We start from the raw sequence: 16563 nt of genomic DNA on the forward strand, positions 1-16563 counted from the left end.
TTAGTGAATTATTTCTGTACTGAATATTATGAAAATACTCACTTCACCTGCCAAATTGATGAATACCGAGAATTCTACGGATCTGCTGAAAACAACAGTCCCGAAATTCATTGATGACGCCGCTTTTATACAATCATACCTTAAAGAAAAATCTCCGAAATATCTTTCTGAGCTGATGGAAATTTCAACCAAACTGGCAGACGAAAACTGGGAAAGAAACCAGAAATGGAAAGCAAAACCTACGGCAAAAGAATCTGCTCCGGCACTTTATGCATTTACCGGAGAAGTGTACAGAGGTCTTGACGCCAAAACACTGGATAAAAGTGCCGTAGATTACCTGCAGAAAAACCACAGGATCCTTTCGGGGTTATACGGATTGCTGAAACCTTCGGATAAAGTAATGCTTTACCGTCTGGAAATGGGACGGCCATTTGAATTTGAAAATTATAAAAATCTTTACGAATTCTGGAAAGAAAAGATCACAGACCAGCTGAATGCGGAAATGAAAAAAAATGAAATTCTCCTCAATCTGGCAAGCAACGAATATTTTAAAGTAATAGACCGAAAAAGGCTCACCCATACCGTTATTGATTTTGATTTTTATGAATTAAAAGATGGAAAGCCTAAAACGATTGTTGTATACACCAAACATGCCAGAGGAATGGTCGTTCGGTTTTGTGCAGAAACCAATGCCAAAACATTGAATGACGTGAAAGCATTCAACTATGAAGGCTATAGAATTGATGAGGAAAAATCTACCGATACAAAACTGGTTTTTACAAGATAAATGACAATTTCCGAATACAAAAAGCTTTTAAAAAATGAGCTTTCCGAAATATATACAGATCCTGAAATAACTTTTTTAAGTTCTGTTTTTATTGAAAAAATGACAGGATTTAATTCTTTTTATCAGAGAAAATTTTCTGATCAGGAATTATTGATTGATGATGAAAAAAAACTTTCTGAAGTTCTTACCGAACTAAAAACCGGTAAACCCTACCAGCACATTCTTGGAGAAACGGAATTTTACGGAATGACCTTTTTTGTGAACGGACATGTCCTTATTCCGCGGCCAGAAACGGAAGAATTGCTGGAATTGGCTATAAAAAAAATTCATGCCTCAACATTACCAACTAACAGCCTGAAAATCATGGATATCGGAACGGGAAGCGGAATCATTCCTTTGGTTTTGAAAAAGCATTTTCCGCATGCAGAAGTTTCTTCTGTTGATTATTCTGAAAAAGCTCTGGAAGTGGCAAAAAGGAACGCTAATTTTCATCAACTGAACATCAATTTTATCCACGCCGATTACCTGAATTTTGAACTAAAAGAGCAATTTGATGTGATCATTTCCAATCCGCCTTATATTGGAATTGATGAGCAGGACGAAATTGAAGATTCCGTAAAAGGTTTTGAACCGGAAATGGCGCTTTTCTCTCCGACTTCAGACGCCCTGATTTTTTACCGCAAAATTGCTGGGGATGCAAAGAACTTCTTAACAGACAAAGGATTATTATTTCTTGAGATCAATCAGAAATTGGGCCCTGAAACGCTGGAATTGTACACCAAAGATTTTGCAGAAGCGGAGCTGATAAAAGATTTATCCGGAAACGACCGGTTTGTTTTTGGAAGAAAGTAATAATCTTAATACCAGTGTTAAAGAAGGATTGAATAGGCTTTATGTTTAATCGATAAAATATTTCATAAAGCTCTGCGTTATCAATCAAACTAACCGTGTATTACATGAGAAAGACATTTTGCCTTATAGGAATTCTATTTATTTCATTAACCTCCGCACAGGAATTTACCACTTTTAGGAACGGGCTTATTTACAATGAAAAAACCATGGATAAGCTTGGGAAAATTGTTGATTCCTTACATCTTAAATATAAAACCTGCGATCTTACAAAAGTTTTTTATTCTAAGAAACAGGTAAAAGGCTGTATCATCAATCTTAATTCGGGAAATATAGCCCAGGCAAAAAAAGATATGGACAGCAATATTTCACTGGAAAATTTCATTATTAAGTACCCAAGTGCTAAGGTCAGAAAAGATATTCTTATTACCAAAACGAAGACAAAGGATTATGATAAAAAGGATATTATAAGGTATGATGAGCTATCCCTTAATGATGATTATGCCCTTTATCTGGAAAAAGATTATAAAAAAGCTTTCGCCGAGAAGCCCGAAAAAGGAACTTGGGTGTATGATTATCAGCCAAAAACATCCTATTCCGAAGAATATATTAAAGCATTTTATTTTCCCGAAAATTTCAAAAGTATTCCTTTAGATCAGAAATATTCAAAACAAATTGTTTACTCTGATTGTCTTATTGATGTTTCAACAACAAAATTTAAGGAAAATGCCAAAAGTGAAAGATTCAATGCCACTATTTCTCTTCCTGAAAATTGGCAAAGCCTTCCAAAAGATAAAAAAGAAAAGCTTTTGGACGAGATGAGATCAGCTGAGGCCGTAGGATCATGCAGTAACGATTTCAGTCCAAGAATTCAGGGTGTGAATATGGCTCTTTTATCAGCAGAAACTGCTCATTGGGAGATATTTTTAAAATCTCACCTGGATATGATGAACGACCGTTTTGAAAGAGTATCTGATGCAAGCTATGCATGGAAAGACCGCCAAACGTATATCAAAGAACTGGAAGAACTTGATATTAATGTTCCTGATCTTCTGCTGGGAATTTATTTCAGAATAGATAATCCGGAGAAAAACCATTACTATGGAAATATTGGAAGATTGGGACGGGCTATCTCAGAATCTAAGGATAATAAATTGTTTCTTTCGCAAATTCTTTCAATGGTCGAAGATGAAAGGCTGGATGACTACAACAGGGTCCTAGCCTATTTTCTATATATAAGTTGTAATTATTACACCAAAAGTAAAACAGAGAAAAAGTTTAACAATGCTAAAATTATTAATGCTGTAAAAAAACTTCCTAAATATCTGGCAGATAATATTAAAGTTGAGACGATATAAATAAAAAAACCAATGAACAATTTTCATTGGTTTTACTTTATCATTTAATTTTAAACTATCCAATTCTTTTTCGTACAAAGATTTCATACGCCAGATAAATCAGCGGAAGCGACATAATTCCTAAAAAAAGAGAATTAGCAATCGCAGCCTGCGGCTGAACAGCAACAGCATACACTAATCCGAAAAATGCACCTCCCAAATGCGCTGCATGGCCGATATTATCATGTTGGTTCGGATTGAGCATCATATAAACGGAATAGCTGAAATACACAAGTCCGAATATAAATCCGGGAATCCCAATAGGAATAAAGAACATATAAATTTCAAGATGAGGAATCATGGCGATTGAAGCGAACAAAATCCCCGAAACGCCTCCACTTGCTCCAATTGCAGAATACCACGGCTGTCTCTGATATACGAAAAGTGAGAATATATTTCCCAATAAGATCGATCCTAAATAAATCAGCAGAAAGCCAAAATTACCGAATGCCTGCATCACTACAGGCCCGAAAAAATAAAGCGTCATCATGTTAAACAAAAGATGAAAAATATCTGCATGCAGAAATCCTGACGATAGCAGGCGGATATATTCTTTTCTGTTGCGGATAGCTCCTACATTGAACTTATATTTCTCGAAATTACTGCTTCCGTTGGGCGCAACAAAGCTTATAATCGCGGTAATGGCTATTACTAATATTAAAATATTCATACTTTTTCAATTTAATTATCGGAATTGTTTTCACTTTGAAACAAATCACCTATCATTCCATCTTCATCGATGCCAGCTGTCGGTTCAGGGTCTTCGTACACTTCAGGCTCTTCCTCTTCAGGTTCGGGAACGGTAATATTGATCGCCTTTACCTTAAATTTCGTAAACTGGTTTCCGATGGCTTTAATCCCTTTTACGGCAATGAACTCATCAATATTTACGGTTTCAGGCTCCCTTTCTTTACCTTTATCTTTGGCGAAAATAATTTCTGCCGTGGCACCGTTGGCAACAATTACGTTTTCAATAAACGATTTCGGATGTTCCGAAGGCATAAATGTCTGGATGTTTGGTGTGTTTTCAAACAAGAATCTTTTAATGAAATAAATATCCTTTTCTCCGTCGAAATAAATACATGTTACCGGCTGATTCGGACGCCATTTTTCCAGTACCAGATATTGATCGTCAAAACGGTTTCCGAGGTCAAAAGAGACCAGCTTTGCTTCACCGTTCGTATTAATGGTCAATATTTTATTATCGCCTTTAAAGCTTCCCAGCAAAGTACCTCGTCCGTCGGCGTTCAGTCTTCTTACGGTATCATCAAACCATATTTTTCTCGGTGCAAGCGTAGAAACACCTTCTTCTTTTAAGTCTACCTTTTTCACCGAATATTTGGTCACCAGGTTTCCTTTGGAATCACGTCCTTTAATGGCCAGCTCAGAGAAATCAACATCCATTTTATTCTTCCTGATTCTTGGATTCGGTTTTAAAAGAACAGATACGGTTTCTGCCTCCCCGTTAGGATTTGCGGAAAAATACAGCACCTCAGAACCTTTTTTGTCTGAAGCCAAAGGATAATCGGTATTCCGGGTAACTCCGGTTACCGAGAATCGTTTCATATAATAAGGACCTTCCCTGCCTTCCCGGTAGATCATATTATACACCGTTCTTTTATCATTTTTCTTCCAGATGGCAACATGCAGGATATCTTTTCCGATAAAAGTCTTTGCTTCTACCTTCACAACTTTCATGCTTCCGTCCTTTCTGAAAGTAATAATGTCGTCAATATCTGAACAGTCAAACAGATACTGGTCTTTTTTGAGTGATGTTCCGATAAAGCCTTCTTCGAAATTTGCGTAGAATTTTTCGTTGGCCACCGCTACTTTCGTTGCATCAATGGTATCAAAAATCCTGAGCTCAGTTTTTCTCTGGCGGTCTTTTCCGTATTTTTTCTGAATATTGAGATAATAATCGATAGCGTACTGAACAAGATTATTCAGATGGTGTTTTACCATTTCGATTTTACCTTCTAAAGCAGCAATATTTTCTTTAAATTTATCTAAATCAAATCTCGAGATTCTTTTGATCCTGATCTCTGTTAATCTAAGGATATCTTCTTCAGTAACTGCTCTTAAAAGATGTCCCGTATGAGGCTTTAACCCTGCGTCAATCGTTTTCAGCACATCTTCCCAGGTTTTCACCTCTTCAATGTCATGATAGATTCTGTTCTCAATAAAAATTCTTTCGAGGGAAGAAAAATGCCAGCTTTCCTGCAATTCGTGAAGCTCGATTTCCAGCTCTTTCTTAAGGAGTGAAACCGTATGATCCGTGTTCATTTTTAAGATGTCGGAAACATTCATGAACATTGGCTTATCCCCAACAATTACACAGGCATTCGGTGAAATTGTAACCTGGCAGTCGGTAAAAGCATACAAGGCATCGATTGTCTTATCCGGAGAAACATCATTATGAAGATGAATCAGAATTTCAACCTTATCCGAGGTATTGTCCTCAATTTTTTTGATCTTGATCTTCCCTTTCTCGTTGGCTTTAAGAATGGAATCAATAAGATCACTTGTCGTTTTGGAATACGGAAGTTCCGTAATGATCAGCGTATGTTTGTCCAGCGGTGAAATTTTGGCTCTTGCTCTTACTTTACCGCCTCTGTGACCGTCATTATATTCCGAAACATCAAGATATCCTGCCGTCATAAAATCAGGAAAGAGTTCAAATCGTTTTCCTTTAAGATATGCAACGGAAGCACTGATTAATTCATTAAAATTATGCGGGAGAATTTTCGTGGAAAGCCCCACCCCGATTCCTTCCACACCCTGTGCCAGAAGCAGAGGAAATTTCACGGGAAGATCAATCGGTTCGTTGTTTCTGCCGTCATATGATTTTGCCCATTCTGTAGTTTTCGGATTGAAAACCACTTCCAGTGCAAAAGGAGTAAGGCGTGCTTCAATATATCTTGCGGCCGCGGCAGAGTCACCGGTATAGATGTTTCCCCAGTTTCCCTGGGTATCTATCAGCAGCTCTTTCTGCCCGATTCCTACCATTGCATCCGTAATAGAAGCATCACCGTGGGGATGATACTTCATCGTATTCCCTACTATATTGGCTACTTTGTTGTACCGTCCGTCTTCCAGCTCACGCATCGAATGCATGATTCTTCGCTGAACAGGTTTAAAACCATCGTAAACCGACGGAATGGCCCGGTCTAAAATTACATAAGAAGCATAATCCAGAAACCAGTCTTTGTACAGGCCGGAAACTTTTTTTAGGCTTTCACCTTCATGCGGGTGTTCTTCTGTCATTATTTATTTTATTATTAGCGCTGTTCTCTTTATTTGTTTTTGTTACTTTATTTAAGGAAAGCCTTAAATCAGCAATCTGTTTTCTTGTAAGATATGAGATTTCATATTTCAGCAGGGTTGCTCCATTGCTTTTACTTGATATCGTAATGTACAGTCTTTTCATAAAAACCATGTTGATGATTTCAAATTTCAGCAGTTTATACTTTGGAAATTCATCGTTCAGAGGTTTTTGCAGAAAAGGGATTACATTCCTGTTTCTGAAATGAAGGGCTTCCCCATCACTGTCATATTCAAAAATCTGCCTTCCGTTGAGGTAAAATAATACTATTGAAAGCAACGGTACTGCAATAAGCAGCAGGCTTTCTTTTCCTAAAATATTAAACCTGTTTTCTTCTAAAAAATAGGCTCCTATACCGGCTGCGAGGAACATGATCAGCAATGTATTGATAAAGCTGTATACCGAAGTTTTGTTGCGGTTGCTTAATCTCATATTTGTGTTGTGTTTTTGGGATTTATCGAAATTTTATTTTTTCATCTGCACTATATCAACTCAATACTTCTTTTTTATCTATATCCGGATCTTCTACCACAAGGTTTTCCAAAATAAAAACCTGTCTGTCCGGTGTATTTTTACCCATATAAAATTCCAGGAGCTGATCGATGGTCTGATCTTTTCCTACAACAACGGGTTCCAGGCGAATGTCTTTCCCGATAAAATGTTTGAATTCATCCGGTGAGATTTCTCCAAGACCTTTAAATCGGGTGATTTCAGGATTCTTTCCAAGTTCGCTCAGCGCTTTTAGTCTTTCTGCTTCAGAATAACAGTACCTTGTTTCTTTTTTATTTCTTACCCTGAATAATGGGGTCTGAAGAATGTAAAGGTGTCCGTTTTTAATAAGATCCGGGAAAAACTGAAGGAAGAACGTGATCATCAGAAGTCGGATGTGCATTCCGTCAACATCAGCATCAGTTGCAATAATCACCTGATTGTATCTTAAATCTTCCAGACTTTCTTCAATATTAAGGGCGGCCTGCAGCAAATTGAACTCTTCATTTTCATACACTACTTTCTTGGTCAGTCCGTAACAGTTCAACGGCTTCCCTTTTAATGAAAATACCGCCTGTGTTTCTACATCCCTTGATTTGGTAATAGATCCCGATGCAGAATCCCCTTCTGTAATGAAGATCTGGGTTTCCCCTTTTCTTTCGTTTTTCTGATCGTTGTAATGCTGTCTGCAGTCACGAAGCTTCTTATTGTGAAGAGACACTTTCTTAGCCCGTTCTCTGGCCAGCTTCTGGATTCCTGAAAGTTCTTTTCGTTCTCTTTCTGAAATTAAAATTTTCCTTTGAATAGCCTCTGCTACTTCAGGATTTTTATGTAAAAAGTTATCTAATTTACTCTTCAGGAAATCAATTACAAAAGTTCTTACGGTCGGTCCGTTCGGTCCGATGTCATTAGAACCCAGCTTTGTTTTGGTCTGGGATTCAAAAACAGGCTCTTCCACATTGATGGAAATAGCTGCCACGATGGACTTTCTGACGTCGGAAGCATCAAAATTTTTATTGAAAAACTCACGGATGGTTTTTACATACGCTTCACGGAAAGCATTGAGGTGGGTTCCTCCCTGCGTGGTGTTCTGCCCATTAACGAAGGAGAAATATGTTTCTGTCTGAGATTTGTCGGTATGGGTGATCGCCACTTCGATATCACTGTCCTTCAGATGAACGATCGGATACAGGGTTTCATTTTCCAGCTCTTCTTCCAGCAAATCTTTCAGTCCGTTTTCGGAGTAAAAAGTTTCGCCGTTAAAAAATATTTTAAGTCCCGGATTAAGATAAGCATAATTGCGGAGCATTCTTTCGATATACTCTTTTCTAAACTTGAAATTCAGGAAAATATCACCGTCCGGAATAAACGAGATCTCGGTTCCGTTTCGGTCGGACGTGTCCTTTTCATCATAATTTTCCGTAATCATTCCTTTGGAAAACTCGGCCATTTTCAATCTTCCGTCCCGGAACGAACGAACGCGGAAATATTCGGAAAGCGCGTTTACCGCTTTTGTACCGACACCATTCAGACCTACGGATTTCTTGAAGGCCTTACTGTCGTACTTCCCTCCTGTATTCATTTTAGAAACAGCATCCACTACTTTTCCGAGCGGAATTCCCCGCCCGAAATCACGGATGGTAACCTTGCCATCGTCTACTTTTATTTCGATTCTTTTACCTGATTTCATCCTGAACTCATCGATGGAGTTGTCCAGAATTTCTTTCAGTAAAATGTATATACCATCATCGGCAGAAGAACCGTCTCCCAGCTTCCCGATGTACATTCCGGGGCGCAAACGGATGTGTTCCTGCCAATCGAGGGTTCTGATGTTATCTTCGGAATAGATTGGATTTATCTCTTGTGACATATGTAATTTCAGCAAACATACAAAAATACGAAATTGAACAAAAATATCCGAAGATTTTTATTCTATTTTTTAAAAAAAATATTGCGTTATTAACAATGAAATCATATATTTACATGTTAATAATTAAATAAAATACACTTTTATTAATAAATTTTATTATTACATCATAAAATATCTAATATTTATTAACCAGCAATACCCATATCTGATGAAAAATTATATATTTTTATTAACGGTGAGTATAATTTATATTGAAAGTAATTTGCTTACAATGCAAAGGATTTACCAATTTAATTCCTAAAATGACAATATCACGCTTTCAATAGTGTGTTATCTGATAAGATATAGTGCATTATAATCACAAAATCAACCATAATATTTACGCGCATTTTCTGATGAAGATAAAGCGTGTAACCGTATTTTTTATACTACTGGTTTCATCAGAATACATGTCGCAAATTCCCGGACTAATCAATTACAATGAGGAGAATGGCCTGTATTGTTCTTATAATTATACTTTATCTCAGGATAAAAACGGATTTATATGGATTGGAAGCGATAACGGATTTTTCAGATTTGATGGCGTAGAGTTCAAAAATTACAGTAAAGGATTAAAAAATATTGAGATATTAGGGCTTACCCCTTTGTCGAATGGAGAAGTTTTTATCATTCCATTTTTAAATGATTTCGCTTATCTTAAAAATGGCGTCATCCATAATACCAATACAGATCCCGAACTGAATAAAATGCAGTTCCCTTCTGTATTTCCCATATTTTTTAATGATAAAAAAAGAGATGAGATCATGTTTTTTGCTCATGATAATCCGAAAAATATTTATCGATATAAAGACCGGAAAATTAAAACAACTTCTCTGGATACCGGTTTGAAAGTGTATAAAGGATTTCATTATGATTTCGACTCTCATACTTTATTTTTACAGAGCATGCCGGGTAAAATTATTTCATACAATATTCTTACAAAAAAGAAAAAAGATTTTAAAATCGATGCCAATAAGGATGAATGCGCAATTGTAATGAAAAACAATATACTCATTACGACTTTAAATGGTAAAAAAATTTCATTTTATTATAGAGCATCAGGTTCGTTTAAAAAATTAAAATCGATAACATTAAAAGATCCAGACACAATATATGGAATATATGTAGATGATTATGACAGGCTTTGGGTATCACTGCTTAATGGGGGAATTCTTTACTTTGATCAGGCAATTTCAGATTCTTCTCCTATGAAAAAGCCTTATCATTTCCTTAAAGAATATCTAATTAATGGTGTTTTGGTAGATAAGGACAAAAATATATGGTTTTCTTCAAAAAATGACGGAATATTTTTTCTTTCCCAGAAATTTTTCACTTCTTACATCAATTTTCCCATCAACAATAACTCCTATATTACTGCAATTGCATCAAACTCAAATTCTATACTGCTTGGTTATAATAGTTCTAACGGGGCATCTTATTCTTTCAGCAAAGGGTCCAGAGAGTTTTCTTTCAATTCTTCAAAAAAAATAGAACACAGAGCCATCTATGCCAATAATGACATTGCTATTTTCGGGCAAAATCAGGAAGCATTTCAGATGAATCTATCAAACTTTAAAGCAGTTCCTCTTAAGATCGGTTTTAAGAATGTGGTGTCTTACGGAAATAACGAAGTACTTATAAGCAGCCATTCCGGATTGTTTTCCTACAATTACAAAGATCGCAAAATTTCTGATACTCTTCTTAATGAAAGAAATTACACTGCATTACCTTATACTCCTGACAGCCTGTTTGTGGGCTACCTAAAAGATTTATATAAGTTGAACACAAAAACTAAACAAAAAAAATTATTTTTAAAAGACTATTATTTTACCGATTTAAAGAAGCTGAAAGAAAATTTATACCTGGGTGCTACAAACCTGCACGGCATTATATTATTTAATAACCATAAAGTGTTGCAACAAATCACAAGCAAAAACGGCTTAATAAGCAACCAGATTAAAAAAACAGACATTGAAAATGACCATGTATTCTGGGCAAGCAGCAATGCGGGGCTAATGAGGGTTGAGCTTAAAAAAAACGAACCTAAAATAAGTATTTTTACCAGAATAGACGGTTTACCTTCTGATAAGGTAGCAGGGTGCGTCATAAGAGGAGATACTTTGTATGCTGCAACATCTAAAGGATTAGGCATTTTTTCCATTAAAAACATGATGATACAACAAAAGTACATCAATAAAAAAGTCATTATCAATTCAGTTATTATAGGAGGAAAAGAATATTTTAACCTGCGGCAGAAAATTTCAGATATTTTCCCCAATAACGATGTTATTTTCAAGCTTAGTTTTTTAGATTATGCTTCTCAGGGAAAAATTAGCTATAAATATAAAGTGGAAGGTTTAAGTAAATCATGGCAGATCAGTAATTCTTCCAAAATTATTCTCAATTCTCTACCGCCTGGTAAATATATTTTCAAAGTATACGGTTTAGGATATAACGGCAAACGTTCTTACATATATACGGAATTGCCGTTTGAAATAAAGCCTCAGTTCTGGCAAACCTTATGGTTCACAATATTCGTTATTATACTCATCATTGCTGTATTGGTAGTAATTGTAAACGCATATATTCAGAAGCTGCGGAATAAAAAGCTTAAAAATATCTTATATGAAAAGAAAATTGCCGAACTAGAACTTCAGGCAATTAAAGCTCAGATCAATCCTCATTTCATTTACAACTGTCTTAATTCCATACAATTTCTATTGTATAAGAAAGACTATGAGGAAACTGAAAATTATCTGAATATTTTTTCCCAGATGATCAGGAAGACGCTTCAATATTCTGAACATGCTTTCATGTCTATAAATGAAGAGGTGGAATACCTTTCTATTTACCTGAACATGGAGAAACTTCGTCTTAAAGAACAGTTTGACTATAAGATTATTGTTTCAGAAGAAATTGATCCGGGCTGGCATATACCTTCCCTTCTTGTACAACCTTTTGTAGAAAATGCCATAAAGCACGGCATTTCTGGTTTGAAAAACAGAAAAGGAAGTATAGAAGTTACTTTTAATTATAAACATCCGGCCCTTTGCATTACTATTAAAGATAATGGGACAGGGTTTCCTGATAAATATGAACTTACCGGAAAGGAAAATTCTTTTGGGGTTAAACTATCACAAAAAAGAATAGATACCTTTAAGCAATTATTTAATACAAATATTATTTTAGAGATCAATAATCTTTCAGAAAAAAAACAAACACAGGGTACAGAAATTAAATTATATATAACGCCATATGAAAACCAGATTACAAGTTAATATTATTGATGACGAACCGGACGGCAGAGACTATATCGCTTTACTGCTTAAAAACGAATTTCCCGAATTGACGGTAACATTCCAAACCGGAAATATAGATGATGCATACATTCATCTTACCAGAAATACGCCTGATATTTTATTTTTAGATATTCAGCTTACAGATGGGACGGCATTTGAACTGCTTTCAAAGTTTCAAAATATTTCATCACAGATTATTTTCATCACAGCTTATGAAAATTTTGCTATTCAGGCCATTAAAAACAGTGCTACCGATTACCTGCTGAAACCAATTAAAAAAATGGATTTTGTAATTTCCGTAAATAAAGCACTGGAAAATATCCGGAAAAACAAAAAGCCTTATTCCGGTTCCGGAGATACGGATATGTCTAAAGTAAACTTACCCACATTACAGGGCTTTAAAAGAATAAACATTTCGGATATTATACGGTGTGAGGCAGATTCCAACTACACTGTTTTTTATTTATGCGATAAAACAAAAATAGTAGTATCCAAGACGTTACAGGATTTTGAAGATCAGTTTTTCAATCACGGGTTCTTCAGGGTGCATCATAAACATCTTATTAACCTGAAACACATGAAAGAGTATATAAAAGGAAAAGGAGGCCAGGTTATAATGACAGACAATTCTGTGCTGGATGTTTCTGTAAGAAAAAAAACATATTTCCTGCAAAGAATACAATATATAGAATAAAGAGTGGGTTTAATTCACTCTTTTTTAATTACATTAATCACTTACTCATGAATTAGGAACAGTTACTCGTTTCTGGTTGATAGAAATTGAACTTGTATGTAATCTTGTAACGTAATTATTAATTATATTACTATGAAAACAAAATTAATTTCTATTAAAACATTATCATTTTTGCTTCCGCTATTAATGAATAATCTTACCCATGCACAAAACATTGTAAAAAATCCGAGTTTTGAGGATGGACCTATGTTGTGTGATCCAAATAGTTCTTTGGGATTAGGATCATGTGATTTGGCTCGAGGGCCTGTAAATGATTGGACAGGAACCGTAAAACCCGCTTCGTATTATCCATATGGCACTGGACGTGTCAGTAAAAATAATGCAGGCTGTTCTCATGCACAATTTCCAAATAACATGACCACACCTTACGGAGAAAAAGCAGTATGGCTTAAATTAACACATTACTTAACTGGTGTTGAAGAATGTACCGCTATCGGAAAATTTACAACAGGTACCATGGCTGCTGGAAGATATAAAATTTCTTTGGCTGCAATTGGATATCCTAATATACCCTATGTTCCACATGATAAACACACTCTGCAGGTCGTTTTAGTACAGAAAGCTACCGGTCAGGAAAAGTTGATTAGCGAGTTTTATATTCCTAAAAATAATGGCACGCAGCCTTGGAAGGAATATGGAAACTCTTTTAATATATCTAATAATGAGTCTGGAAAATATGATGAGGTACATTTAAGACTAAAGACATTTTCTGTATCAGACATTATACCAAATGGAGGTCTATCATATTACATGCAATGTATTTTTGCAGATAACTTAATAATTGGACCTGCAGATACTACAACTACCCCTTCAGGAAACTACAATCTTGCAGCTTTCGACAATGACGGTGATGTGGGTGCTGAACCATATTTTCCTATTGCACCTAATGATGACATCTGGTCCGGCAGGGACATTTGGAACCGTACTACAAAAAACGGACTTAGCATTACCAATGAAAACCCTGGATACTCAAGTGATTCTAAAAAATACAATGTCATGAGATTCAGGGTACGTAATATTGGTTTAAGTCCTTCTCAGCCAAGTTATGCAAAACTTTACTGGACTATGGGCGCCACCGGAGAAACATGGGATACGAATACATCACCCGTATCGCCTTCCTCTTCTTCAGCTCTCAACGCATGGGACGGATCAAAATGTATTGTAAACCCTTCCAATAATAACTGTGTAGTGGCAGGTGGCGAATTAAAAGGAGCCAGCAATCAGTTTAACCCTAATGCTCAGGCTTATGTACCCGGAAAAGGCTTCCCCATTCCAGTATTGCAGCCGGGTGAAGAATACATTATTGACGCACAATGGCGTCCCATAGATCCCGCAAAATATGGCAAAGCCGATATTATAAAGAACCCAATGATCTGTTTCTTAGGAAGAATTGTAGACAGCAACGACCCCATGTTTGGAGAATATGCTACTGATGTCAGTAATAATCCCCAATTGCATCCTTTCAGGAATAATATTAAAAACAACAATAATGTCGTAACCTATAACACCGAGACCATAGCCCTGAAGTCGGGAGAAGGTTTCCCGGGAACCATATTTGTTAACAATCCAGGGCTTGAGCCTAAAAAAGTTGATGTGCAAATAGCAGAACAGATGATTACAGGTAATCCTTTTAACAGCATTGGAGGCAGATTTAACCTTATACTAGACGATATATTGTGGGATAAATGGGTAAATGGCGGGTCAAGTGCCAATGGAATAGAAATCTCAAATTGGGATCATCATGAATTACTTGTCACAAACTCTTCAATTGCCAGACTAAACAATATTTTGCTGGAAACGGGAGAGCACAGAGCTATTCAGTTATATTTCTCCCTGCCGACTCCTACTGATGTTGTAAACAATTATCACTATTCAGTCACTCAGCATTTAACCGAATCCCCTGATGAAGAATTTGGAAGCGTTTGTAATTTTCTGCTTTCCATAAATGCACCGCAACAGGAAGAAGGTGAGGAAATTTATGGTAATTCTTCCGATGAGCCTGTAGATACTGCACCGGAAGCTGCATCTGTATTCGGGGAGGAAATGAAGCTTTATCCAAATCCTACATTTGATATAACGACTCTTGATTTTACATTAATTCAGAATACAGAAGTAAGCATAGACATTCTTGATACATTTGGGAAAACAGCAAAAACAGTTATAAGTTCAGAAAAGCTGGATAAAGGCAGACAATCAGTAAAAATTGATACCTCAGATCTTAATACGGGAATCTACAGAGTTATCATTCACAGTTCTTCCGAAAACAGGCTTATTAATTTAATTAAAAAATAATCAATCATAAATTTAAGTTTACCAAAGTCCGCAGCTTATAAAGTTACGGGCTTTTTCTTTATAATCAGTTCAGGAATTATTAAGTCATAATACAAAAATCACCCTCATTTCTAAAGCATGGATCATCAAAACAATATTATTACCCTCTACATTTCGATATGGAGAAAAAATGAATTAAATTCGGTAAGTAAAAAACAGTTTTAATGATACAACTTCCTTTATCTAAACTTTCCGATGTCGGAACATCGATTTTCAGCCAGATGACGCAGCTGTCGAATGAGAATGAGGCGATCAATCTTTCCCAGGGATTCCCGGATTTTATGCCGGATCCTGAATTACTCGGTTACGTTGACCATTTTATCAGGAAAGGATTTAATCAATACGCACCAATGGGCGGAATGATGGCTCTAAAGGAAGAAATTGCGAAAAAAATTGAAAATTCTCATAAGGCTGTCTACCATCCTGATCTGGAAATTACCATAACTGCAGGAGGAACGCAGGCTATTTTTACCGCTATTGCAAGCTTTATAAAAAAAGATGACGAAGTCATTGTCTTCGAACCTGCCTATGATTGCTATGAACCTACGGTTGAGCTGTTTGGAGGAATTGTCAGGCGTTTTGAAATGAAAGCTCCGGAGTATGAAATCGACTGGAATGCTGTAAAGAATCTGGTGACAGAAAAAACAAAAATGATCATCCTCAACAACCCGAATAATCCTTCAGGAAAGGTTTTGAAGGAAAATGACTTTCAGGAACTGATCAAAATCGTTGAAAATACTTCCATTCTTATTTTAAGCGATGAGGTATATGAAAATATTGTTTTTGACGGGCGACAGCATATCAGCATCTGTGCCTATCCCGAACTGAAAGAACGAAGTTTATTAGCAGCCTCCTTCGGAAAGCTGTTTCATGTAACAGGATGGAAAACAGGCTATTGCGCCGCTCCCGAAAATCTGACTGCAGAATTCAGAAAGGTTCATCAGTTCAATGTGTTTTCCGTGAACAGTCCTATTCAGCTTGCTTTGGCAGAATATATGAAAAACCCTGACCACTACAACGGATTAAGCGCTTTTTTCCAGGAAAAACGGGACTTTCTGAGACAGGGCCTTGCCGGTACGGCTTTCGAACTGTTAGATTGTGAGGGAACGTATTTCCAGGCTTTAAAATATAATAAGCTTTCTGATAAAAGTGATATTGATTTTGCCCGCGAACTTACGATTACCCATAAAGTAGCCTCCGTTCCGTTTTCATCTTTTTATAAAAACAGGCTGAATGAAAACGTGATCCGTGTATGCTTTGCGAAAAAGCAGGAAACATTGGAAAAAGCAATCGAAAATTTGTCGAAAATATAAATAAAAAAGGTGGCTTCGAGAGCCTCAGCCACCGTTTGTTGGTGATTTCTCGAACCTCAATCACCAAAAAAATCCAGTACTGAGAATTTCGATTATTAATAAATCCAGCACTG

At 36.3% G+C, this 16563-nt stretch carries 11 protein-coding genes; 7 read left to right on the forward strand and 4 right to left on the reverse strand.

What is annotated here, in order from left to right; all coding sequences use genetic code 11:
* Nucleotides 1-28: 28 nt before the first annotated feature.
* The 3 genes from yaaA (at nt 29) to HHL20_RS09020 (ending at nt 2994) form a co-directional block, all read left to right on the forward strand.
* A complete protein-coding gene (gene yaaA, locus HHL20_RS09010) occupies nt 29-787 on the forward strand; it encodes a peroxide stress protein YaaA (protein ID WP_169230800.1) in 759 nt (252 codons plus the stop codon).
* Complete coding sequence (gene prmC / locus HHL20_RS09015; protein WP_169230801.1) at nt 788-1639, forward strand: peptide chain release factor N(5)-glutamine methyltransferase; 852 nt, start codon at nt 788-790, stop codon at nt 1637-1639.
* A 104-nt stretch (nt 1640-1743) separates the two neighbouring features.
* Nucleotides 1744-2994, forward strand: a complete 1251-nt coding sequence (locus tag HHL20_RS09020) for a hypothetical protein (RefSeq protein WP_169230802.1) — start codon at nt 1744-1746, stop codon at nt 2992-2994.
* Between the two features lie 55 nt (nt 2995-3049).
* On the opposite strand, the gene HHL20_RS09025 is transcribed toward HHL20_RS09020, so the two are convergent.
* From HHL20_RS09025 to HHL20_RS09040, 4 genes are read right to left on the reverse strand one after another with little or no spacing between them, the layout of a single operon-like run.
* Nucleotides 3050-3703: a rhomboid family intramembrane serine protease gene (locus tag HHL20_RS09025; RefSeq protein ID WP_169230803.1), complete on the reverse strand. Its 654-nt coding sequence runs from the start codon at nt 3701-3703 to the stop codon at nt 3050-3052.
* 11 nt (nt 3704-3714) lie between these two features.
* Nucleotides 3715-6297, reverse strand: a complete 2583-nt coding sequence (locus HHL20_RS09030; RefSeq protein ID WP_169230804.1) for a DNA gyrase/topoisomerase IV subunit A — start codon at nt 6295-6297, stop codon at nt 3715-3717.
* On the reverse strand, nt 6275-6787 hold the full coding sequence (locus tag HHL20_RS09035) for a hypothetical protein (protein WP_169230805.1): 513 nt from the start codon (nt 6785-6787) through the stop codon (nt 6275-6277). Before HHL20_RS09035 ends, HHL20_RS09030 begins: the two co-directional genes overlap by 23 nt.
* Before the next feature lie 55 nt (nt 6788-6842).
* Complete coding sequence (locus HHL20_RS09040) at nt 6843-8714, reverse strand: DNA topoisomerase IV subunit B (RefSeq protein WP_169230806.1); 1872 nt, start codon at nt 8712-8714, stop codon at nt 6843-6845.
* Between the two features lie 449 nt (nt 8715-9163).
* On the opposite strand from HHL20_RS09040, the gene HHL20_RS09045 reads away from it, so the two are divergent.
* From HHL20_RS09045 to HHL20_RS09060, 4 genes are all read left to right on the forward strand, one after another.
* Nucleotides 9164-12031: a sensor histidine kinase gene (locus tag HHL20_RS09045; protein ID WP_169230807.1), complete on the forward strand. Its 2868-nt coding sequence runs from the start codon at nt 9164-9166 to the stop codon at nt 12029-12031.
* Nucleotides 12009-12746, forward strand: coding sequence for a LytR/AlgR family response regulator transcription factor (locus HHL20_RS09050; protein WP_169230808.1), 738 nt, complete (start codon nt 12009-12011; stop codon nt 12744-12746). Before HHL20_RS09045 ends, HHL20_RS09050 begins: the two co-directional genes overlap by 23 nt.
* A gap of 132 nt (nt 12747-12878) precedes the next feature.
* Entirely contained in the window at nt 12879-15098 is a 2220-nt protein-coding gene (locus tag HHL20_RS09055; RefSeq protein WP_169230809.1) for a T9SS type A sorting domain-containing protein, read from the forward strand.
* A 203-nt stretch (nt 15099-15301) separates the two neighbouring features.
* Nucleotides 15302-16450, forward strand: a complete 1149-nt coding sequence (locus tag HHL20_RS09060; protein ID WP_169230810.1) for a methionine aminotransferase — start codon at nt 15302-15304, stop codon at nt 16448-16450.
* Nucleotides 16451-16563 lie beyond the last annotated feature (113 nt).

The organism is Chryseobacterium cheonjiense (genome assembly GCF_012927265.1).
Taxonomy (GTDB): domain Bacteria; phylum Bacteroidota; class Bacteroidia; order Flavobacteriales; family Weeksellaceae; genus Chryseobacterium; species Chryseobacterium cheonjiense.

What these genes read in the sequence shown, in the direction of transcription:
- HHL20_RS09055 (WP_169230809.1), top strand. Translation starts at nt 12,879, where the DNA reads ATGAAAACAAAATTAATTTCTATTAAAACATTATCATTTTTGCTTCCG.
- HHL20_RS09060 (WP_169230810.1), top strand. Translation starts at nt 15,302, where the DNA reads ATGATACAACTTCCTTTATCTAAACTTTCCGATGTCGGAACATCGATT.
- HHL20_RS09020 (WP_169230802.1), top strand. Translation starts at nt 1,744, where the DNA reads ATGAGAAAGACATTTTGCCTTATAGGAATTCTATTTATTTCATTAACC.
- HHL20_RS09035 (WP_169230805.1), bottom strand. Translation starts at nt 6,787, where the DNA reads ATGAGATTAAGCAACCGCAACAAAACTTCGGTATACAGCTTTATCAAT.
- yaaA (WP_169230800.1), top strand. Translation starts at nt 29, where the DNA reads ATGAAAATACTCACTTCACCTGCCAAATTGATGAATACCGAGAATTCT.
- HHL20_RS09050 (WP_169230808.1), top strand. Translation starts at nt 12,009, where the DNA reads ATGAAAACCAGATTACAAGTTAATATTATTGATGACGAACCGGACGGC.
- HHL20_RS09025 (WP_169230803.1), bottom strand. Translation starts at nt 3,703, where the DNA reads ATGAATATTTTAATATTAGTAATAGCCATTACCGCGATTATAAGCTTT.
- HHL20_RS09030 (WP_169230804.1), bottom strand. Translation starts at nt 6,297, where the DNA reads ATGACAGAAGAACACCCGCATGAAGGTGAAAGCCTAAAAAAAGTTTCC.
- HHL20_RS09045 (WP_169230807.1), top strand. Translation starts at nt 9,164, where the DNA reads ATGTCGCAAATTCCCGGACTAATCAATTACAATGAGGAGAATGGCCTG.
- HHL20_RS09040 (WP_169230806.1), bottom strand. Translation starts at nt 8,714, where the DNA reads ATGTCACAAGAGATAAATCCAATCTATTCCGAAGATAACATCAGAACC.
- prmC (WP_169230801.1), top strand. Translation starts at nt 788, where the DNA reads ATGACAATTTCCGAATACAAAAAGCTTTTAAAAAATGAGCTTTCCGAA.